The sequence below is a fragment of the Acidiphilium iwatense genome, from assembly GCF_021556475.1.
Classification (GTDB): domain Bacteria; phylum Pseudomonadota; class Alphaproteobacteria; order Acetobacterales; family Acetobacteraceae; genus Acidiphilium; species Acidiphilium iwatense.
On sequence record NZ_JAKGBZ010000050.1, the window covers coordinates 1 to 21,549 of the forward strand.

Annotated in this window: 17 protein-coding genes; 10 read left to right on the top strand and 7 right to left on the bottom strand. The window is 57.2% G+C overall.

The annotated features are described in order from the left end of the window. Positions 1–111: 111 nt before the first annotated feature. A complete protein-coding gene (locus tag L2A60_RS17170; RefSeq protein ID WP_235705676.1) occupies positions 112–447 on the top strand; it encodes a metallophosphoesterase family protein in 336 nt (111 codons plus the stop codon). A gap of 309 nt (positions 448–756) precedes the next feature. Here L2A60_RS17170 and L2A60_RS17175 read toward each other — a convergent pair whose 3' ends face one another. Next, on the bottom strand, positions 757–1,809 hold the full coding sequence (locus tag L2A60_RS17175; RefSeq protein WP_235705677.1) for a glycosyltransferase family 4 protein: 1,053 nt from the start codon (positions 1,807–1,809) through the stop codon (positions 757–759). Next, positions 1,793–2,620 carry a UDP-2,3-diacylglucosamine diphosphatase gene (locus tag L2A60_RS17180; protein ID WP_235705678.1) on the bottom strand — a complete coding sequence of 276 codons (828 nt, stop codon included), beginning with the start codon at positions 2,618–2,620 and terminating at the stop codon, positions 1,793–1,795. The genes L2A60_RS17175 and L2A60_RS17180 overlap by 17 nt, the downstream gene beginning before the upstream one ends. A gap of 230 nt (positions 2,621–2,850) precedes the next feature. Between L2A60_RS17180 and L2A60_RS17185 the strand changes: the two genes are divergently transcribed. Then, positions 2,851–5,187: a TonB-dependent receptor gene (locus tag L2A60_RS17185; protein ID WP_235705679.1), complete on the top strand. Its 2,337-nt coding sequence runs from the start codon at positions 2,851–2,853 to the stop codon at positions 5,185–5,187. A 4-nt stretch (positions 5,188–5,191) separates the two neighbouring features. Then, complete coding sequence (locus tag L2A60_RS17190) at positions 5,192–6,415, top strand: MFS transporter (protein ID WP_235705680.1); 1,224 nt, start codon at positions 5,192–5,194, stop codon at positions 6,413–6,415. Positions 6,416–6,729: 314 nt separating this feature from the next. Here the strand turns inward: L2A60_RS17190 and L2A60_RS17195 are convergent, their stop codons facing one another. The 3 genes from L2A60_RS17195 to L2A60_RS17205 all read right to left on the bottom strand — a co-directional run bounded on the left by L2A60_RS17195 (position 6,730) and on the right by L2A60_RS17205 (position 8,549). Then, positions 6,730–7,347 (bottom strand): AAA family ATPase, encoded by a 618-nt coding sequence (locus tag L2A60_RS17195; RefSeq protein WP_235705681.1) that lies wholly within the window; start codon positions 7,345–7,347, stop codon positions 6,730–6,732. A 278-nt stretch (positions 7,348–7,625) separates the two neighbouring features. After that, a complete protein-coding gene (locus L2A60_RS17200) occupies positions 7,626–7,946 on the bottom strand; it encodes a TonB-dependent receptor plug domain-containing protein (protein WP_316044783.1) in 321 nt (106 codons plus the stop codon). 360 nt (positions 7,947–8,306) lie between these two features. Next, positions 8,307–8,549 carry a hypothetical protein gene (locus L2A60_RS17205; protein ID WP_235705682.1) on the bottom strand — a complete coding sequence of 81 codons (243 nt, stop codon included), beginning with the start codon at positions 8,547–8,549 and terminating at the stop codon, positions 8,307–8,309. A gap of 184 nt (positions 8,550–8,733) precedes the next feature. Between L2A60_RS17205 and L2A60_RS20655 the strand changes: the two genes are divergently transcribed. From L2A60_RS20655 to L2A60_RS17220, 4 genes are all read left to right on the top strand, one after another. Further along, positions 8,734–8,868 (top strand): hypothetical protein, encoded by a 135-nt coding sequence (locus L2A60_RS20655; RefSeq protein WP_268920310.1) that lies wholly within the window; start codon positions 8,734–8,736, stop codon positions 8,866–8,868. A gap of 220 nt (positions 8,869–9,088) precedes the next feature. Beyond that, complete coding sequence (locus L2A60_RS17210) at positions 9,089–11,404, top strand: TonB-dependent receptor (protein ID WP_235705683.1); 2,316 nt, start codon at positions 9,089–9,091, stop codon at positions 11,402–11,404. Between the two features lie 3 nt (positions 11,405–11,407). Then, positions 11,408–12,151, top strand: a complete 744-nt coding sequence (locus L2A60_RS17215; protein ID WP_235705684.1) for an energy transducer TonB — start codon at positions 11,408–11,410, stop codon at positions 12,149–12,151. 11 nt (positions 12,152–12,162) lie between these two features. After that, the gene (locus L2A60_RS17220; RefSeq protein ID WP_235705685.1) at positions 12,163–14,892 is read left to right on the top strand and encodes a bifunctional YncE family protein/alkaline phosphatase family protein; all 2,730 of its coding nucleotides are present in this window, start codon (positions 12,163–12,165) and stop codon (positions 14,890–14,892) included. 268 nt (positions 14,893–15,160) lie between these two features. Here the strand turns inward: L2A60_RS17220 and L2A60_RS17225 are convergent, their stop codons facing one another. Together L2A60_RS17225 and L2A60_RS17230 are read right to left on the bottom strand one after the other, a co-directional pair. Continuing rightward, positions 15,161–16,294: a mandelate racemase/muconate lactonizing enzyme family protein gene (locus tag L2A60_RS17225; RefSeq protein ID WP_235705686.1), complete on the bottom strand. Its 1,134-nt coding sequence runs from the start codon at positions 16,292–16,294 to the stop codon at positions 15,161–15,163. After that, positions 16,291–17,016: a GntR family transcriptional regulator gene (locus tag L2A60_RS17230; protein WP_235705687.1), complete on the bottom strand. Its 726-nt coding sequence runs from the start codon at positions 17,014–17,016 to the stop codon at positions 16,291–16,293. The genes L2A60_RS17225 and L2A60_RS17230 overlap by 4 nt, the downstream gene beginning before the upstream one ends. Positions 17,017–17,397: 381 nt before the next feature. On the opposite strand from L2A60_RS17230, the gene yihU reads away from it, so the two are divergent. From yihU to L2A60_RS17245, 3 genes are all read left to right on the top strand, one after another. Further along, positions 17,398–18,279 carry a sulfolactaldehyde 3-reductase gene (gene yihU, locus L2A60_RS17235; RefSeq protein WP_262312869.1) on the top strand — a complete coding sequence of 294 codons (882 nt, stop codon included), beginning with the start codon at positions 17,398–17,400 and terminating at the stop codon, positions 18,277–18,279. Beyond that, positions 18,276–19,724: an aldehyde dehydrogenase family protein gene (locus tag L2A60_RS17240; RefSeq protein ID WP_235705689.1), complete on the top strand. Its 1,449-nt coding sequence runs from the start codon at positions 18,276–18,278 to the stop codon at positions 19,722–19,724. Before yihU ends, L2A60_RS17240 begins: the two co-directional genes overlap by 4 nt. A 263-nt stretch (positions 19,725–19,987) precedes the next feature. Then, positions 19,988–21,409, top strand: a complete 1,422-nt coding sequence (locus tag L2A60_RS17245) for an MFS transporter (RefSeq protein ID WP_235705690.1) — start codon at positions 19,988–19,990, stop codon at positions 21,407–21,409. Positions 21,410–21,549: the final 140 nt, after the last annotated feature.

Below are 21,549 nucleotides of genomic sequence, written 5' to 3' on the forward strand. Positions count from 1 at the left end.
TCAGCATGCGATAGAAGGGACAGGTCAGGAAGCTCGCTCACGCCTCCCGTCGAATCGTATCCGCCGTGGTCACGTCAATTCACAATCGATTCAACTGGCCGACGGACCAGGATGAGCAGATACCTTAATCTTACCGACAGCGACGAATTCGCCGCAATTATCGCGACGCACCACCAAGTCGAACGGATTGTATGCGGCCATCATCATCGCTCGATCGTCGGGCGGGTGGACCATGCGGTCGCCATCATCGCGCCGTCGGTGGCGCACCAATGGGCACTAGATTTCGACCCGAAGGCGCCGGCGGCGCTGGTCTTCGAGCCGCCGGCCTTCATGCTGCACAGATGGAGCGCGACGGACGGCATGTCGTCCCATGTCATCTACGTCGAATCCTATCTGGGGCCGTTTCCAGGGCTGACCGATCCGGAATATCCGGGACGACCCTTATGACCGGCGTAGTTGCATGGGTCGCGATTTGCTATTATCGACACGGGCCGCGACAGCAATAACGCCGGCTATACAGCCGCGCAGGCAGCAGACCTTATCCTGATACCATTGCAACCGGGTAGATTCGACTACCGTGCGCTTACACGGACAACCGATCTCTGCCGCCTTGTCGGCCTCTGATAGCGATGAGGCGGTCGAGATGGTGCACCAGTTCGGTCGGCGCGAGCCGGGCGGGCGTAGCGTGCCGAATTCGCGACGGTAGCGGAACGAGCCAAGGCTGTGTTCCGCTGTTTGGCTGCGATGATTTGGATATCAGGCTGGTGCCGATACGGGCGACCGTATCGGCACCAGATGGTCCAGAAACAGCGAAGCGCAAGCCTGCCAGGAGAATTGCTCGGCGAATCTCCGGCACGCGCGCCGGTCGATCGCCAGCGCACCGAGTGCGGCCTTGCGCAAATCGTCGTCGAGCACGCCGACCGGCTCGGCTGCAGCGCCGATGACATCGCGCGGTCCGGCAACCGGGAAGGCCGCGACTGGCGTTCCGGCGGCGAGCGCCTCCAGCAGAACCAGGCCGAACGTATCGGTCCGGCTCGGGAACACGAACGCATCCGCGCTCGCGAAGATCGCGGCGAGTTCGGCGCCGTGCAGCGCGCCGAGGAAGCGGGTGCGCGGCCCCGAATGGCGCCGTTCCAGCCGGGCGCGCTCCGGCCCGCCGCCGACCACCAGCCTGGTTCCCGGCAGGTCGAGATCGAGAAACGCGGTCAGATTCTTCTCCACCGCCAGCCGGCCGACCGAGAGGAAAATCGGCCGCTCATAGGGCAGGGGCCCGGCGCGGCCGGGGTGGAACAGCGCCGCATCGACGCCGCGCGACCACAGGCGCGTATTGCCAAATCCGCGGGCTTGCAGTTCGGCGGCGAGCGAGCGCGTCGCCACCATGGTGCCGGAACCCCGGCCGTGAAACCGCCGCAGCCAGGCATAGGCGAGGCGCCGCGGCAGCGCGATCCGCGCCGCCAGATAATCGGGGAACCTTGTGTGATAGGCGGTGGTGAACTGCCATCCCGCCCGCCGCGCCAGCCGCGCCGCGGCAATGCCGAGCGGCCCTTCGGTCGCGATATGCAACGCATCCGGCGCGAACTCCGCGACCAGGGCGGCAAGCCGCCTGCGCGGGCACAAAGCCAGGCGGATTTCCGGGTAGCTCGGGCAGGGCAGGGTGCGGAACCGATCCGGCCCGATCACCATCACTGTCTGGCCCAGCGCCTCCAGCTGTTCCGCCAGCATCGACAGGGTGCGGACCACGCCGTTGACCTGCTTGTGCCAGGCATCGGTGACGATGAGGATGCGTGTGGGGTCAGGCAGGTGCCGCATCCAATGCGTCCCGCTCCGCCCCGGCCTTGCGCGGCGCCAGGAACGACAGCCGGTTGCGCGCCGCCCAGTCGATCAGTTCGAGCCGCCCGTCCCAATGCTCGACCAGGGCGGTGCAGCTCTCCACCCAGTCGCCATCGTTGACGTACAGAACCTCCCCGACCATGCGCATCTCGGCATGATGGATGTGGCCGCACACCACCCCGTCGAACCCGCGCTGGGCGGCATCGGCGGCGAGCGCGGTCTCGAAACGGTCGATCGCCTTCACCGCTTCCTTGACCCGCCGCTTGAGATAGGCGGAAAGCGACCAGTAAGGGTAGCCGAACCGCGCGCGGGCGATGTTGAAATACCGGTTGAGCACCAGCGCCGCCGTGTAGGCCCAGTCGCCGAGCAAGGCCAGAATCTTCGCGTAGCGCACCACGGAGTCGAACTGATCGCCGTGGATTACCAGAAGCCGCTTGCCGGCGGCGGTGACGTGCTCGGCTTCGGCGGCGAAGCGGATGCCCGCCATCTCCAGCCCGAGCGGCAGATAGCGCCGCACGATTTCATCATGGTTGCCCGGCACGTAGGTGATCGCCGCGCCGTTGCGGGCGTGGCGCAGGATCAAGGCAAGCACCTCGTCGTGGTGCCGGTCCCAGTACCAACCGCGCCGGAGCCGCCAGCCATCGATGATGTCGCCCACCAGAAAGATGTGCTCGGCCGCGTTCCGGCGCAGGAAATCCGCGAGAAAATCGGCACGGGAGCCGCGCGTGCCGAGATGGGTGTCGGAGATGAACACGCTGCGATAGCGCGTTATGGCGGCCGGAGCTGTCATGACGCGTCCGATACGCGATCGTTTCGTGCCGCGCCTAATGAAACTCTGATGACGGAAACGCGAAGTTCGGCGAGCACCGCCGCTGTGGCAGAAGCGAACGAGCGTGTTGTCATACCCGACCACGAAAAGGCTTTCGGCAGCCATCATAAAGGTCGTTGTAACAGAAACTTCATCCCATCATTCGCATTCGTCGCTAGACCACAACTGTAGATCTGGGAAAGGCGAACGTAATGAATTTTGATGGTAAAGCCTCACAAAAACGTCAACGTTGGCTCGCGTTCAACACCCTCCTCCTCTGTGGCGCAAGCTCGATTGCAATAGCCCACGCGCAGGTGGTAAACTTGCCCGTGAATGCAGGCGAGGTATCGGCGTCTGCGATTCCGTCGACCTCTACGGCTCTCCCTTCCCAAAAGGCGATTCTGAAGTCCGGTCAGACTGAAAAAGTTCTCAGCAAAGCGGCGCTCCGAAACGCCGGGGCTGGTAGCAATGCCGCCCAAGCCTTGTCGCTAGCTCCTGGCGTGAATGCAAGTAGCTATAGTGGCAGTGCGGGGGCAAAATACACGATCAGCATAAATGGCATCAAAACCGGATGGGCGGGTTTCGGCGGCGGCAATGTCGACGACGGGAGCATCATGGTCACCTTCGATGGAGTGCCGATGAATAATCCCGGCACCGGTCTCTGGCAGTCAAATCAAATTCCAGAACTATCCTTGATCAAAGGAATTGGTCTCGTCTATGGCCCCGGTTCGGTCGCGAACCGATGGTATGACAACATAGGTGGAGCAATCAATTTCGTTCCGCTAGAGCCGACTGCCAAACCAAGCGCGGCAATCGGGATAGGTTACGGTAGCTTCGGCACAAAGAATCTGCACTTTGACGTCAGTTCGGGCGTTCACGATGGCTGGTCTGCGATCATCGCCGGTGGCGAAACCAAGTCCAATAGCTACCGAACCGGCTATGGTTTTCAGAATCCGGGCGATGCTTTTGCCTATTATGCCAAACTGAAAAAACAGTTTTCGAACGGATCAATCAGCTTCGGCGCATATGACGCACGCGCCGAAGCCTATCGGCCACTTCCGATCCCCGTCAACCCGATCGCCGGAGTCACTGTAAACGGCTATGATGCTGCCGGCACTCCGAATCCTGGTTTGCTATACAGCGAAAAAACAAGTGGATTTTATGGCTCGTTACCCTACGGGTTGATCCATAAACTCGACTTAAATTCCACATGGATGGCCTACACCCGCCTTCGTCTGGATTTAACAAAATCTCTAAAATTTACCAATCTCCTCTATTACCGCCACGGCAATCGTTTCCACGGCCATAATGATCAATATTTTCCAACTGATGCGTTTCGTATAGAATACAATAATCCTTATTCAAATATGGTTGGAGACAAGTTCACGTTTTCCGCGAAACTACCATACAATACAGTTGATTTTGGCGGGTTTTTCGTAAACAATACCTATAACAGTCACAACGTGTTCTATAATCCGTTGGCGGGAACCTCTCCCACGATACCATCTGGATTTCGAAATGACTTCTTCTATCAAACTGACTTGGGCGCGTTCGTCCAGGACCACATCGCGCTGACTCCCCGATTTGATATTACCCCCGGACTGCGTGTCGTGAATTTCCAAACACGGTACGAAAATAATGGCACCGCAACCTACCCACAAGCCAATCCTGCCAATGACGAGGCTCTTTTGCCTAATGCAGCCACCAATTTCAGCAAGGTAGAGCCGAATGTTTCGGCTAATTGGCGAGCGGAACCTTGGCTCGCCATCTATGGCAACTACGGGTTCACGTACCGCCAACCGCCAAATGGCGGTGGTGGTGGACCGTACCAAGCGCTACTCGCTTCAAGCCTGAAACTCGAGAAGGGAACAAGTTATCAAATCGGTTTTAAGGTACATGGTATTCGGGCACCATATCTACATAGGTTTCTCATAGGTGCCAATTACTACTATCTTTTGTATAGCAACGAAACAATTCCGATTCCTGTGCTGAATCAGCCTTTCGAATTAAATGCGTCGGGAAGCTCAGTGTACCACGGAGTTAACATCTATGCGGACGATGACCCGATAAATGATTTGCATTTATTTACAAATTTAAGTCTTCAAAAATCTTATTTCCAACAATATGAAGTCGGTGGCGTGTCCTATAATGGGCTACCCGTGTCGAATATAGCGGACGCAACATTTAACGTCGGGGCTTCGTATAGATATTATTTTGATCGTATGAATTTTGTACCACGCCTTTGGTACCAATATACGGGCAGCCAATACTTGTTTAGTGATCTGACTGGTGCGCCGACTAGAACCAAAATGCCTTCCTATGGCGTGTTGAACGCAAGCCTTCGAATTACGAAATTTACTGGAAGTTTTGCCCCTCCGCTCAAAACGGTAAGCCTGCAAATTATTGCCACCAATATCCTTAATAATCAATATAACGTTGCGGAATATATCACGGCTGGTGGATATTTTGGCGCGGCAAGTGCCGGGCAGATTCTTGGGTTCCCAGGCGCACCTCGCGCCGTCTTTGCGGATTTGTCAGGCCATTTCTGAGATCGTGGCCGATAAGGAAAATCTAGCCAGTTGGCGAGTTTTGCTCGCTGCTGGGATGGGAAATTTTCTGGATGGGTACGATCTGACGATCGTCGGTGTCGTGATGATCGTGCTCAAGCCGCTTTGGCACCTTTCGCCCGAGGGGCTCAGCTTGCTTGGGGGTTCCGCCGTCGCAGGGAGTCTCTGTGGCGCTCCGTTAGGTGGATTCATCTCAGACAGGTTTGGCAGGAAGTCAATATTTTTGCTTGATATCGTGGGATTTGTTGGAGGGGCTCTCCTTTGCGGGCTTGCATCCGGGATTTGGATGCTCGCATTGTTCCGGTTCATCCTCGGCTTGGCGATCGGCGCCGACTACCCGTTGAGTTCGACGTATTTGGCAGAGTGTGCGCCCGCCGAAACGCGGGGGCGATTTATGTCTTTGTCGCTGGGCTTCTGGATGGCGGGAGCCATTGTTTCTGCGCTTGTGGGTTTTGTTCTATTGGGGCTTGGTCCCTATAGCTGGCGTTGGATGTTTGTCTCAGGAGCGATTCCTGGCGTCATCGTCCTCGCCTTGCGGGCCAAGTTACCCGAGTCACCACTTTGGAAGAAGGTAAAATCAACTTCCAGATTGCAGTCACCATGGAAAGATCCGAATCGTGGTGGATCTATCCGGTTATGGGCTTTCGTTTGCCTGCCGCGTTTTTGTCTGGACCTGACCGGGTACGCGCTGCACATATATCTTCCGCTACTTCTGCTTGGGCTGGGGTTGCGTGATACACATGCTTCAGTTTTCGGTAATGCGGCTTTCTTGTCAATTTTTGTGTTCGGCTGGGCGATAAACCTCATATTTATAGACAGGATTGGTAGATTGCGGCTGCAGATCGTGGGATTTTTCGGTGACGCGATCGGTCTCGGAATCGTTGGCTTTGCTGCTTTGAGCGGGCAGCCCAGTATGGCGGTAACCGTAGTTGGATTGGTCCTGTATCAGATTGCAAATTTTGCCGGTCCTGGAATCACGAGTTGGATGTTGCCTGTCGAGGTATTTCCAACAGAACTTCGTGGTGCAGCCCAGGGAATCTCAACGGCCTTTGCTCACGCTGGAGGGGTACTTGTCGCAATCATCCTTCCATTGTCAGTGCACCATTTCGGCGTTGGTAGAACGCTATTGCTCCTATCAGTCGCTGCGTTGGTCGGAGCGCTATTGAGTATTTTTCTAGGAGTCGAGACTGCAAAAGTTCGGCTGGATTGATATCAAACTTGGCTGGAGAGTGGAATCGCTTCGGCTCGACTTGCGATGTGAAGATCGACGATCTGTCGCCCCCGTCGAACGCTTTTGTCGCGTTGCAATTTCGCCATAATTCTATCTTGGATTTCCCAGATCACGATGAGTTCAGGTATATTTTCTAGTAAAATATCCTGTCCGAATCAAGTGGATGGCGTGGTTTCGGTGGGGTGACGACGGTATCCGCGAAGAGTGGGTTGATGGAGGGCGAGTTGCGGGTTGATTTTGATCGTTGGCTCAGCCTGGGTTCGCGGCCATGGGTCGCATTATACGGCACTGGTTCACCCCGAAGACGGTAAATCGAACTCGACCCACCCATTTTTTATTGTCGTGAGAATTCTTTGTCTGCCTTTCTCCAAATCGCCCCCTTCGATCACTATCCATTCGGATGGACGGGCGATACCTTCTTGAAGGATTTCATGTAAGGTGCCCATGGCATACGGCACATCGTCCTCACGATCGAGAAACCGCGCCTCAAGAACTTCAATCGGAGTGTCGATCCAAAACCCCACGAACTGTCCCTGTTGCCGGTCCGTGGCCGCCTGTAGAACATCGCTGAAGCCGGGATCCCGGAAAGTGGCAACGACGATCGTTGGTCCGACCCCGATCCGAGCTGCAACGTGCGCGACAATAGCCTCGTGGACCAAATCGGTCGCATGATCACTAGATGCCTCAGGTGGAAGACGGACCGTTGGGGCCACGCCGAAAATGTGCTTGCGAATCTGATCGCTGCTGATGATCATTGGGCGCCGATGTTTGATCGTGAGTGGGCGTAACAGTCGGTTCGCGAGTACGCTCTTCCCTGCCCCCGGCAGACCACCCAATGCGACGACGAGTTCGGTATAACGATATTTTTTTACCCTCGCATGAGGGACCGTGGTGCTCTTGACGTAACTCATTCGGTGGTCTCGCCTGCGGTTCCAACCTCAGCCCGGATTGGATGCTCAAGGTGGATTGCTCCGGGCTCTCTGCCCCGCGTTTCAGGAGCCAGAACAGCTGTCAAAACTGCACCCAATATCGCGAGAGTAACCAGCACCAGAACCGCACCGCCTTCACCGATCCGTCTGAACAGGAGAGGAAAGACGAAGACGCTGATGGTGACACCGGTTCGGCCTGCAGCGATTGTGATGCTCTGAGCAACCGATTGTTGAATTGCATGGGACCGAAACCGATGCTCCTAGCGATCAATGACGGTTAAACGAGAATTATTGACTGGTGTATTGTTGCGTTGCGAGGCGGCATTGATCACGCCTGCGTTGAAGAGGTCGTTCAGCGCCACGCCGTCGAAGGTTTCGGAAAACTGCCCGTCGTTAAAGGCGCGGAACTGGATATTGGTGCGCATTCCGTTCGGGCCGGAACTGGTCGCGACCACCGAGGGTAACTGGTTGAGCAGCGTCTGCGCGTTGGTACCGGGCGAGGCATTGTCGATCCGGCGCTTGCTGATCGTGCTTTCGCTGTAGGTCGCCTTCTGCGGGATCGTCGAGTGCTCGCCGCAGATTTCGAGACGCCGTCGATTTTCACCGGTGTGGTGTTGCCCGGAATCTGCACCACCTGCGCGGACGCCGTATCCATCACGTCAAAGAACATCGCGCCGTTCAGCGCTATGCCAGTCAGACACCGCAAACTCGTCATATCGTGCCCCTTAAATACCGTAGTTGGGATGCCTTTTAGGCGCGAACGATGACACGGCGATGACAGAACGTTTTCAAATCGATGACAATGACTGTTTTGTTGCGCGTTCTCTCCGCATCGTGATTATCAGATCACAAAGGTTGATATGGTTCGCATGGGGAGATCAACCATCGTATGTGCAATGAAACGGTCACCACCACGCGATCTGCCAAGGCGCTATATGGGACTACCGAGGTCCATCAACCCCGGCGGACTCGAGACAACACCAATCATCCACCGAAATCATGTAAGAGGTCATGCCATGAGCGATCACACCCATAGCGAACATCATAACCTGGCGGCGCATCATTACGAGAAAGCGGCAGAACACCACCTTCAGGCTGCTCAACACGCTGAGGCCGGCGTTCATCACGAAGCCAGCCATCACGCTCATATGGCCTATGGCCATCACGTCCAGGCGCAGCACCATGCCGGTGAGGCCGCGAAGCACCACACGGCGGCGCACGAAGCACTCTGACCGCTTTCGGGCCGGCTCTACCTGTAGTTGGTCGGCCCATTTACGACCGCGCCAGTTTGGCCGACCCGATTTCTGTTTCGACCCCTGACAGGTATGAACTGGTTACGTCTTGCCAAGACAGTCAGAACGACGGCAGGTGATTAAGCGGAGGTTCGGCTTCCTGAAGCTGCGCTATCACGGGTTGGACAAGAACGCGCACCGTCTGTTCGTGACCTGCACCTTGGCCAACCTGTTTACCTGCGTCACGGAGGGATGCGTGAGAGTGGTGTAATGCGCCAAGAGCACCGCGGTTCCCGGTACGCTGTGCGATACAAGTTCACTTTGGATAGCCATGGGCTGCTGCAGTATGAGCCTGACGTGACCATAAAGTCACTATGCCGTGAGACCGGGACATTCTATGTCGATGTCATCGATCTGAAAGTGAATCGTCATTACCGTGTCATCGCCCGTGCCTAGAAAGCACCCCAACATACGGTATCGAGGGGCGCGACATGACGAGATTGCGGTTTCTGGCCGGCACCGTGCTGAGCGGCATCCTCAGTTTTGGCTCAATAACGGCGGCGTCCGCCCAGGTGGTGCAGATTCCGGGCAACACCACACCGGTGAAGATCGAAGGCGTCTCGAAATCTGCGTCAAAAATCGAGAACTCGACGATCCCGCAGAAGGCGACCTACAGCGAAAGCACGATCAGCAAGCGCCGGATCGACAATGCCTCGCCCGGTACCAACGCGCAGACGCTGCTCAACCAGTTACCCTCGGTGGTCGCGACCAGTTCCGGCCCGAACGGAATGCGCACCAATATCCAGTTCCGCGCCTTTAACGACGGGCAGTTTTCCGAAACCTTCGGCGGCGTGGCATTGAACGACCTGTTCAACGCGGGCGTGGTCAATGCCGCCTCGCAACGCAACAATACGCCGGTCACTCTGGATGATTTCCAGCAGGTGCAGATCTATCGCGGCGTGAACAACCCGTCGGTCAATTCCTATAATTCGCTGGGTGGCACCATCAATTACGTGCCGCGCGAAGCGACCTCGATCGCGAACGGTCAGGCCGGCATCTCCTATGGTAGCTTCAACTCGCTCGGTTTTCATGTGCGGCTGAACACCGGCTCGGTCGATGGCGTGCGCCAGCTCCTCTCCTTCCATCGCTCGATCAGCGATTCCTGGTTGCAAAATGGCAAGGATCAGAACAATAATTTCTACTACACATTCAACGCACCTACTTTCGGCGGCACCGGCAAGGTCTATGGCTATTTCATCTACGACCATAATCTCGGCGAGACACCACATACCGTGCCGATCGCGTTGGTCGAGCAGTATGGGCGGAAGTTCAACTGGCCGCTCAACGAGACCTACTCGCACAATATCGACACGCAATATATGGCAATCCTCGGCGCTTCGCAGAACTTCACACCGGTTCTGAGCGGGGACATCAAATTTTTCTTCGGTGCCGATAACTACATGCGGACGTCGTATACCAATCCGGCCTTCCTGCAGGGTCCGAACATGCCCTACGGGTTGCCGAACTCGCCGGCAACCTATCCGTTCTCGCCGACTCCGGGCATCACGACCTATGATCCGCTTGCACTGTTCGGCTCCTATGCAACCGGTGCTCAATACCATTTCTACGGATCATACAGCACCCAGATCGGGGTGCAACCGCAATTCACCGCCGATCTGCCATACAATACGATCGTGATTGGCGGCAATCTGACCTCGGGCCATCTGCATTCCCGCGAATACTGGTATGGCACGCAGCCAGTGCCGCAGATCCCCGGCTACAATAATGCCTGGAACGAGCATGATCTGCGCACGCTGGCCTCGGTCTATATCCAGGACAAGATCAGTCTGTTCGATGACCGGCTGACCATCACGCCCGGCGTGAAGTTCATCCATGCCATCACCAAATCCCACGACGCAGTGGGTTTTTATTACCCGATCCCCGGCAGTGTTTCCGATGTCGAGAGTTTTACCTCGCCGACGGTCGGGGCAAGTTATGCATTCACCCATAACATCACCGCCTATGCGGCCTATGGTGAGAACATCAAATTCCCGAGCATCGGCGCCTATTATGGCAATATCGGCGTGACCAATTCGGCGGGCCAGCCGATCGTCCAGCCGCTTTCGATCAAACCGGAATACGTGAAGGACTACGAGGCGGGACTCCGCTACACGCGTGGCGGGTTCACCGCGGCGGTCAATTATTATCGCGAGAATTTCACCAATACTTTCATCAACTCGACAAGCTTGGTGACCGGTGCCACCACCACCTCGAACGGCGGAAACTCACGCTATGACGGCGAGGAATTGCAGGTGATCGACCATGCCGGCCGGATCGGTGGCCTGATCGGCGACTGGAGCACCTATTTCAACTACGCCCATAACAATACAAAGTTTCTGAACTCGTTCTCGTCGGTTTATGCTGGCACGGTGCAAGCCGGCCAACCGCTGGCCGACGTTCCGCAGAATCTCCTGAGCGGCGGAGTAACCTGGGACTGGCATGGCTGGATGGTCGATGGCAACGCGCAATATGTCGGCGTCGAATATCTCCAGCAGGGTCTTGCCGGCACGCCGACCAGCCTGAAAAGCCCGCCCTATTTCCTGCTCAATCTCGGCATCCAGAAAACGATCCCGGTGCATGTCGGACGGGTAAACGCACTGCGCATCGCCTTCAACCTCGATAATTTGCTGAACCGGCGCTATTATACGGCCGACAAGGTATATCAGGATTACAATGGCAACAACTACCAGTCGGTTCTGCTCGGCGCACCGCGCGCCTTCTATCTCAGCGTCACCGCATTGTTCTGATGAATGGCTGAACTTTTGTTCGATACCATGGCCGGACCGGGCGAATCCCGATTCGGCTGGGCGCTATTGGCGGCGCTGATCATCGAAGTGGTGGCGATCGTGGCTCTGATGTTCACCCCGCCGCTGCCCAAGCCGCTTGTGGTCAAACCGGTCACTATTGCAGTCTATCTGGTCAAGCCGGTCGGGCCTCCCAAGGCGATCCCGCTGCCGCCGAAACCAATGCATCCGCCCAAACCGAACCCACCAAAGCCGCTTCCGGCTCTGCCGAAGCCGCCACCACCGCTGCCGAACCACCCGCATATCCACGTGCCGCGCAAGCCGCCCCCAAAGCCGGCCCATCACATCGTGCCTCGGAGGGTCGTGCACCCGATCCCGTCGCAACCGGCCGCCTCACGGCAACCGGTGCTGCCGGCACCGCAAACCACGGTGCCACCGCCAAGCCCGGCGCAGAGACAATCCGCCGAGGCGCGCTATGCCGGCATCATGCGCGGTATCATTCTTTCGCACCTCGTCGTGCCCTCGGCTCTACGCAATCTCGGCGTAAGCGGGGTGGCGATGATTGCGTTCAAGGTCACGTCAACGGGGCAGGTTCTCTGGATCAGGGTGATCAGACGCAGCGGATATCAGGCGGCGAACCGTGCGGCGAGCGAAGCGGTGCGCGACTCGCATTTTCCTGCGTTTCTCACGAAAATGCCACATCACGCAATCATTTTCGAAATCCCGGTGCATGTGTCCGGGGCGGGTTGAAAGGAGCGGTCATGTCGAAGCTGCGGTTGGGTGTTGCAGCCATGAGTTGCCTCGGCTTCGGCGCCTGGACCGCTCCGCCTCCGGCGCCGGTCACGATAACCGGAACCAACCGACCAGCCTATACCCATAATCTGCCGACCGGGCGGCTGGTTTCGCCGATCGGCACCATTGTGGCGACGCCGAATTTCCCGACCGGAATCGCGATTATCGGCAACCGCATCGCCGTGCTCGCCAACGGCGCCACCCGCACCCAGTCGATCACCTTCTACGACCGCGTCACGCTCGAATCCGGCGGCCAGGTGCTCGCCGTGCCGGCTTCCGCAAAGCCGGCCGCAGCACCGAACACCATTACGATCGGCCATCAGGATTTCTTCCAGGGACTCGCAGCCGGGTCGGGCGATACGCTCTATGCGGCAGGCGGCGCCGCCAACGATATTCTCGCGATCGATACTGGCCATGCGACGCCCCGCGTGATCCGCCGCTACCATCTCGCCTGGCAGAAGTTTCCGCGCACGCAATACCCTTACGTGTATCAGGGCGCGCATCACCCAGGCATCCACAAGCCGGCCGGACTGAGAGCGGATGCGGCCGCCCATCCGCGCTATTTCTATCCCGCCGCCGTCGCGGTCTCGGCGCATCATGTCTTCGCCGCCGGTCTGCTCGCCAACAGCCTCGCGCGTATCGACATCGGAACCGGGCATGTCCGCTATCTCAATGTCGGTGCCTATCCCAATGCGCTCGCCTTCGCCGATCACGGCAAGGTGCTCGCCGTATCGCTCTGGGGCGACAATGACGTGGCGCTGGTCGATCCCAAAACGATGCGGCCGATCGGCAGGATTGCCGTCGGCCCGCGCCTCGCGCCAAACTCGATCCAGGCCGGCCTGCATCCGATCGCCCTTGCCGGACGGCGCGACGCGCCGCGTCTCTACGTCGCGCTGGCCAATGGCGACCAGGTGGTCGAGGTGGACACCGCGACAAGGCGCGTGATTCGGCGGATTTCGGTGCTGCCCTACGCGGGCGCCGCATCGGGTTCCTATCCGTCTGCGCTGGCGCTGGCGGGCGATCGGCTGTTCGTCGCCAATGCGGGCAACGACGATGTCGCGGCCTACGACACCCGGACCGGCGCATTGCTCGGCCTGATCCCGACCGGCTGGTATCCGTCGGCACTCGCCGCCACGGCGCATTCGATCTATGCGGTGTCGGCAAAAGGCCTCGGCTCCGGGCCGAATCTCGAACACCAATGGGTCGGCGACATGATGCACGGGCTGGCGCAGAAGATCGCCCGCCAGCCATCCCCCGGCGCGAGAGCCGCCCGGACCGCGGCAGCGCTCGGCAATAACGAATTTCTTCCCGCGCAGCGCGCTGCACTTGCCGAGCGCAACGCGGCGCTGACCCGGTCGCTGCAACGGAAAATCAAGACCATCGTTCTGATCCTTCGCGAGAACAAGACGTTCGACGAGGATTTCGGTACCTATCCGGGCCTCGGCAAATGGGCCGATCCGCATCTCGCTTTATACGGCACGAAGGAATTGCCCAATCTCTACGATCTCGCCCGGCACGGCGCGCTGTTCGCCGATTTCGACGCCGATGGCGAAGTGACCGCGCAGGGTCATCAATGGACCACCGCGGCGAGCGATTCCGATTTCGTCCAGCGCAGTTGGGCGCAATACTATTCCGGTCGCGGTTTGCAGGGGAATCCGGGCTGGACCCAGCCGCCGGCGAAACCGGCAAAAAATACCGACCCGGATGACCCATTCGCCGATACAATTGATCTCGCAAAGCTCAGGCGCCCCGCAACCAATCCCTGGATATCCTATCCGAACGGACGCTTTCTGTTCGACGATCTCGCCCGGCACCACGTCGCCTTCCAGAATTTCGGCGAATTCATCGCGCGCGATCGTGCGGGTGCGGTTCGCCCTAACATCCTCGCGCGGACCGATGCCGGTTATCCCGGCTGGGATCGTATGCTGCTCGACACCGCACGCGCTCGGGTGATTACGCGCTGGATCGCCGCGCATCGAAGCAAAATGCCGCATTTCGTCTATATCTGGCTGCCGGACGATCACACGGCGGGGCGCAACCCGTGCTACTACACGCCGGATTATTACGTCGCGAACAACGACCGCGCGACCGGCGCGGTGATCGAAGCGCTGTCGCGCACGACGGCATGGCGGCATATGGCGGTGTTCGTCACCGAAGACGATGCTCAATCCGGCGCCGACCACATCGACGCGCATCGCAGTTTCCTGGTCGCCTACGGGCCGTGGGTGAAGCCGAACGTGATACAGGCGCGGCATTATTCCCAGGTCGACGTGATGCGCACGATCGAGGCGGTGCTCGGCGTGCCGCCGATGTCGCAATGGGACCAGAATGCGCGGGTGATCGCCGGCATCTGGCGCCGCCGCCCCGACGATGCAGGCTTCACGGCACGGCCGATCGGCGTGGCGCGTTCGGTCAATCCGGGCGCGTGCAAGCCGGACACCAAGCTGCGGCGGGAAGCCGGCGCCGAAGGCAAGCTGCTGACGCCGGGTTTCGTCGCCGCGCACGGCAAGGGTGCCGGCCTCGCGCCGGCCAATGCCTATACGCCGACCTCGCTTCTGAAAGTTCCAGGTGCGGAGCAGATGCGCCAGGAATGGATCGCCGCGAAGGGGCGCGCGAGCTACGATCGCGTCATGGCCTATCTCGCCCGCCACGCGGCGCGGCATAACGCGCCGTTGGCCGCGTTCCAGGCCGATGATTGAGACGCAATCCTACCGGCATATAGCACACGCGCAACCTGAACTTTTTGCTGACAAACCCGATTTACGGAACAAAAAGTGGTTTTCGAACAACTTATGCTTCTTCGCGGGTTACCCCATTCGGGTATATCCCGGCGAGACCACCACTTTCAGACTTTATTACGACCGCGACAACGTGATGGGGGCAAAGTCTGAACACAGGCCTCTTGAGGTACGCATCCCTCTCATACGACATAACGAACGTCTCATCGCTATTTCTGCACCAACGCCGTCACAGATTGATATTTGTGACGCGATAGGCTTTGATCCTTGCAAAATCCGGCTCAATGCCAAGGCCGGGTGAATCCGACAGGGAGACGCGGCCTTCCGTAACCATCATCTGAGATCCGGCGATGAGATCACGGAGAGGATTTTCATTCGCATCGATCTCGAGCAACCCATTACCGCCAGCCGCAGCCAGCAAATGGGCAGAGGCCACGAGACCAATGCCTCCGCCCAGAAAATGTGGACAAAATCGTTTTCCTGCCCTCTGGATGGAACGGGCAAGCGGCAGGCATCCCGAGAAGCCCCCCCACTTGGCGATATCGGGCTGAACGACTGCCAGGACACCTGCCGCAAGCGCGGCACTAAACTCCGCTTCGCCAGCCAGATTCTCGCCGGCTGCGAGCGGTGGCGCGCCTGCATTGGCGAGTTCCAACCATTCATGCCAGGGCCGATCGCGGCGTAGAGGCTCCTCGAGCCAAGCAAGGTGAAACGGCTCTATCTGCGCAAGTATAGCTCTGGCGTCACGAAGTGACCATACTTGGTTCGCATCGGCGGCTAGGTGCGCATCGCCCACGACGGCACGGACCGCCGCCAGATTTTGCTTGTCGCGCTCAGTACCGAAGCCGATTTTGAGTTTGAATGCGCGGTGTCCTTCGGCAAGTTTGATGCTCGCAGTCCGTTCCGGCTGGGTCGGATTGATGCCGCTCGCATAGACGCCGATTTCAGGAGAAGTACCGCCGAGTAGCCGCCAGAGGGGCTCGCCTGCGCGCTTAGCCGCGATATCCCAGGCGGCGAGATCGATAGCTGCGATAGCCTGCGCAAGGGGACCGTATTCGCCCGCCTGGAGCGCCAGGACGGCTGTCATCTGTGTGAGGTAATTGAACAATTCGGTGGGGTCGTCGAGGATGTGACCAATCACCATCGGGCCGAGAACATTCGTCACCAGGCGGGCCCGATGCTCAGCGCCAACTGATGGAAAATTACACCATGCCTCCCCCCATCCCTGACAACCGTCAGCATCTTCGAGCCTGATAAAGACGGCGGGTCGGTCGTGCATAACGCTGAAAGAAGTTTGAACCGGGGTGGCAACCGGATAACGGAAAACGTATGCCTCAAGCCGGCGCAACACCGCTCCGCTCATGGCTTCAGATCCATTTCGACGTGAATAAAATCACCCCGATAAGTTACCTCACCGAGATAAATCACGGTGCCATCGGCAGCGTTGAACACGCGCCGAACCTCGGCGACAGGAGCGTTGACTGGAACACCGAGATGCCTTGCCGTTTCCATATCCGCTGTGCCGATCGTAAGTGTCTGTCGGGCCGTGGCAATCTTGGGACTTCGCATTTCCGTCAGTAGGGGAATGACCGTCTGTGTCCGAAACGCATCGGGAGCCTTCTTGAAGATCCGCTCGTCGAGGTAAATCGAAATGATGCAGTAGGGGCGACCCATGCGCGAATGAACACGGCGCATATAGAAATAGCTTGCCGCCTTAACTCCGTCTGACAGTTCAAGTGGGGGATCCCTCGTGCTTTCAACGAGGTTGAGTAGCTCGGGAACCGTATCCCGATAGACTTCGGCGAGACTGGCAAGCGTGGTTTCCACCTTGAGCCAGCGGTCGTTGGTCACCAGCCCGATAACGAATGTGCCGCGTCCCTGCTTTGCCTCGACGAGGCCGTCGCGGGCGAGGACCTCGACCGCTTGGCGGATTGTCACTCGCGCGACATTGTGTTCACGGGCCAATTCTTCATTTGAAGGGAGTTTCATGCCGGGAAGCCATACACCGCGGGCGATCCGCTGCCGGAATAGATCGGCCAGTTGCGCATAGCGCGGCACGGGACTGCTGGAAAACAAATTGCTCATTTTTCCCATCTTGTCATCCTATTGACCATATGATAATAGCACTTAAATGGCAACCGATCACTCTCAGTGCGATATCATCATCAGACGCATGGCGCTCTCATTGCCCTGTCGGATTGCAGCGGACTGGGCACATCCCCGCGATCGACGTCTATTTCGACATCCATTGCACGCCAAGGTGGTAATCTTCTTCGTGTCCGGCTTTCCCCAAGTGCAACTGTCATGGACGACGGGAAGGTGCTCAGATCCGCCCACAGCTCGCGCAGGAGGAGCGCACGGCCAAGGCGAGCGATCCGGCCGATGTCACCATGGGAAAGGATGTCTCCATCCCCGAAATAATTTTTCTTATCTCTGAAGAACATCTAGCAGGCGGAGTCCTCTATTGTGTTAAAAACTATCGCATTTGTTGGCCTCGGCGCCATGGGGCGGCCAATGGCCCAGCGCCTTTGCAGCGGCGGCTTCGACTTGCGTGTTTTTGATATCGTAACGGAGGCTGTCGACGCTCTCGTCGCAGTGGGGGGAACACGAACAACGTCGGCCGCCGATGCGGCACGGGGTGCCGATTGCGTTATCACCATGCTGCCCAACGGATCACATGTTGAGCAGGTGCTTTTCGGCCAGAGCGGCGTCGCAGAAACAATCTCTCCCAATGCGCTTTACATCGATATGAGCACGATCTCACCTGCAGCAACTGACGCGATTGCCAAGCGGCTGACGGACGCAAAGATCACAATGATTGATGCTCCCGTGGGACGTCAAACGCAGCATGCTGTCGAAGGAAAACTTCTGATTATGGTCGGGGGCAATGACGCCGCGGTCGAACGGGCTCGGCCGGTTTTCGAGCGTATGGGGGACACGATCATCCATTGTGGGTCTGTTGGGATGGGTTCGCGAATGAAGATCGTAAACAATTTCATGTCAATTACACTGAATGCCACCACTGTTGAAGCGCTGCTGCTCGCTGAGGCTAGCGGCCTTGATGCCGAACTTGCCCGCACAGTGATGCTTGGCACAGTTGCCGGTACCGGCCACATGGGCAGCACTTACCCTGCGAAAGTGCTAAAAGGCGACCTCAGTCCCGGCTTCATGATCGATCTCGCCATCAAGGATCTGCGCCTTGCGCTCGATCTGGGCCGATCGCTAAATCTTCCTCTAGAAACCGGAAAGGTTGCCGAAGTGGCTTATGTTTCGGCCAGCGAGGCGGGCCACGGCAGACATGATTGGACGGCACTTTATGCACATGCACGGGAGCAGTTGCGGTCATGACTCACTACAACTTCGGCAACCTTATCGGTGAAGGCTGGGTGATCGGGGATGGAAAGGTGTTCGATACCCTCAATCCTGCCCGTCCGCACGATGTGATTGGACACTACTCATGTGCTAACGAAGCAGATATTGAGAGAGCCATGATCGCTGCCGGCGCGGCACAAACTCGATGGCGCCGCGTGCCGTCGGTCGAGCGCGGGGCGGTCGTAGCGCAATTCCTCGACGCTCTCACGACCCACGCGGATGAGCTGGCGCGCTCGATTACCCTCGAGCAGGGAAAGCCGCTGACTGAGGCGCGCGCGGAGGTCGGCAAGTCGATAGCTGAAGCCAGGTTCATGGTAGGGGAGGCTGCTCGTAGTCACAGCGCGGTCTTCCCCTCTGCACGTCCCGGCATTCACAACATGGTCACACGCCGTCCGCGAGGAATTATTGCTGCCATTACACCGTGGAATTTTCCTATCTTGACACCAATGCGGAAGATCGTGCCCGCACTTGTTTTTGGCAATTCCATCATCCTGAAACCATCTGAGTTCACACCCGCAACGAGCTGCTTAATCGGCGAAATCGCTAGGAAGACTTTGCCGTCAGGTCTCCTTCAGATTGTGAACGGAGGCGCCGCAGTCGGCGCAGCTCTTATTTCACACCCGGGCGTTGCCGGCGTGACGTTCACCGGATCGATCGCGACGGGAAAACGCGTGTTTACCGCCGCTGCAGAGAACTTGACTGATGTGTCGCTGGAGTTGGGAGGAAAGAATGCCGCTGTTGTACATGATGCCGCTAACCTCTCAAGTTGCCTTGATCAGATTGTTGGTGCTGCCTTTATGTGCGCGGGTCAGCGTTGCACCGCGATCAGCCGTGTTCTGGCTCAGACGCGTGTGGTGCGCGACGTCATCGATGGCCTTGTAGAGCGCGCCGAAGCGGTGGTGCTCGGAGACGGGCTACGGCAGGGTGTAACCATGGGGCCGCTCACGACGCGAGGGCAACTTGACCGGGTGACAACCATGGTGGCCGCTGGCGTGATGGAAGGTGCGCACGTGGCGACGGGCGGCAAGGCGTCAACCGACGCCGATCCTGAAGGCGGTTACTTCTATGAGCCGACAATACTGACCGGGGTTGGCTCAACAATGAGTGTCGCCCGCGAGGAAATTTTTGGGCCCGTCCTATCGGTCCTTTCCTACGACTCCCTCGACGAAGCCATGGTAATTCTCAATGACGTCAAGTACGGGCTAACATCATGCCTTTTTTCGGATACCAACTCGGTGATCCAGCGCTTTATCGATGAGAGCGAAACCGGGATGATCCATATTAACCACGGCACGATCCCGGACAATCATATGCCCTTTGGTGGAATAAAAGCGTCGGGCGTAGGCGCGTACTCCGTGGGATCGTCCGCTGCCAACTTCTACACGACCGAACATTCGATCTATATAAAGGCAACTGTGTAACTGAGGTCATAAGTATTGAGGCGTTGCCAAATCCAGTTCTTCGTGAACTGTCGGTTGCTGTCTTAGCGCGCGCCGCTGGCAGAACCGAACCAGGAATTAGTAGGGGTCGTACAGCAGCAGTCAGCCATCGTAGCATAATACAAGGAGGGAGCGATGATAGATCAAGACAGGGAGCGGATAGCTCTACCAACAAAATTTACAGATTCTGATGTCGTAACGATTTTAAAGCCATTGGTTGCGATAACTGCGAAAGGAGCAATCCTATGAGTAATGAAGTCACCACAATACGCTCGTCCAGGGACATAATTGACATAATAAACAGCCATCAATTTATAAAAAATACGTCATTTATAATAGTACTAATTGCGTTAGGTGGCGTATTTATCGATGCTTATGATTTTACAAGTCTTGGACTAGGTGTTGTTCAGTTAAAAAAACAAATGAGTCTTACCGCTTTTGAGACCGGGCTACTTACAGCATCAATGGCTGGCGGTGCGTTGGTAGGGGGAGTATGGGGTGGGTATTATAGTGACAAGATCGGTCGACTAAAAATGTTTATGCTCGATTTGATTTTTTTTGTTATTGCTGCCCTTGGAGCGGCCTTTTCGACCAATCTTGATCTCCTTATTGCCTTTAGAGTACTTATGGGACTCGGCGTTGGTCTCGATTTTCCTGTCGCAATGAGCTTCATCGCGGAATACACGTCATCTGATAGCAAGGGAACTTATCTGAATTTGTGGCAAGTTGCCTGGTATGTTGCGGCGTCAGCAGGTTTTGTGGTTATTTTGCCATTTTATTATGCTGGTGTAGGTAATGATCTTTGGCGATGGGCCGTTGGTCTTGGTGCGCTGCCGGCAGCCATTATTCTAATATTGCGCTTCATTTACATGGAAGAAAGTCCAATGTGGGCCGCCCAGCAGGGCGACCTCCAGGAGGCGGCCCGCGGGCTCAAAAAGACGTATGGAATAGACGTTAATGTAGCATTGGAATTAGAAGAAGAGCCGGCAAATTTGCAAAAGCATTCAATTAAGGTGTTTCTGAAAATTATTAAGCCACCTTATCAAATGCGTACCCTGCTTACATCTATTATATGCGCTACGCAGAGCATGGAATATTTTGCTGTTGGTTTCTACTTGCCGACAATATCTTTATTATTATTTGGAGAAAAATTTGTTTATGCGATACTGGGAGGGGCGTTATTCAACGTGGCTGGAATAGTAGGCGGCGGTATCCAATCGAAAATTACCCAACGGGTCGGAACCAGGCGACTATCTATTGTCGGTTATTGCATCACGTTGGCATGTCTTATACTCATGGGTATAACAAACGGTCATGTCTCCGCTTATTTTGAGGCAATCCTCATGGCGGTTTTTATCTTTGGTCATTCATTTGGCCAGGGATCTCAGGGTCAGACAATGGCCGCTCTATCATATCCTACGTCTATCAGAGGTGCTGGCGTAGGGTTCGTTCAGGCTATCACTCGTGCTGGCAGCATCTTTGGGTTTTTCCTATTCCCGTTGGCACTCGCAGCCTTCGGCATCAACTCAGCTATGCTCATCATAGCGGTGATTCCTTTATTGGGCTTACTTGGATGCCTGCTTATACGTTGGGAACCGATTGGTGTCGACGTAGATTCTGAAGATTATGCGCCGGCAGTGATGTCCCCGCGAGCAATGCCACGATGACGATATTAGCTCCTGTGGTCATTTGACTGGGGGGATTGAACAAAACCGCTCTGCGGTAGTGATTTCCGGCTGATTTTGCGGCGCCGTTGATGGCGCACTTCACGCGACGGTCTCCTGTCTGAGAAGTTTGGGTTGCCATC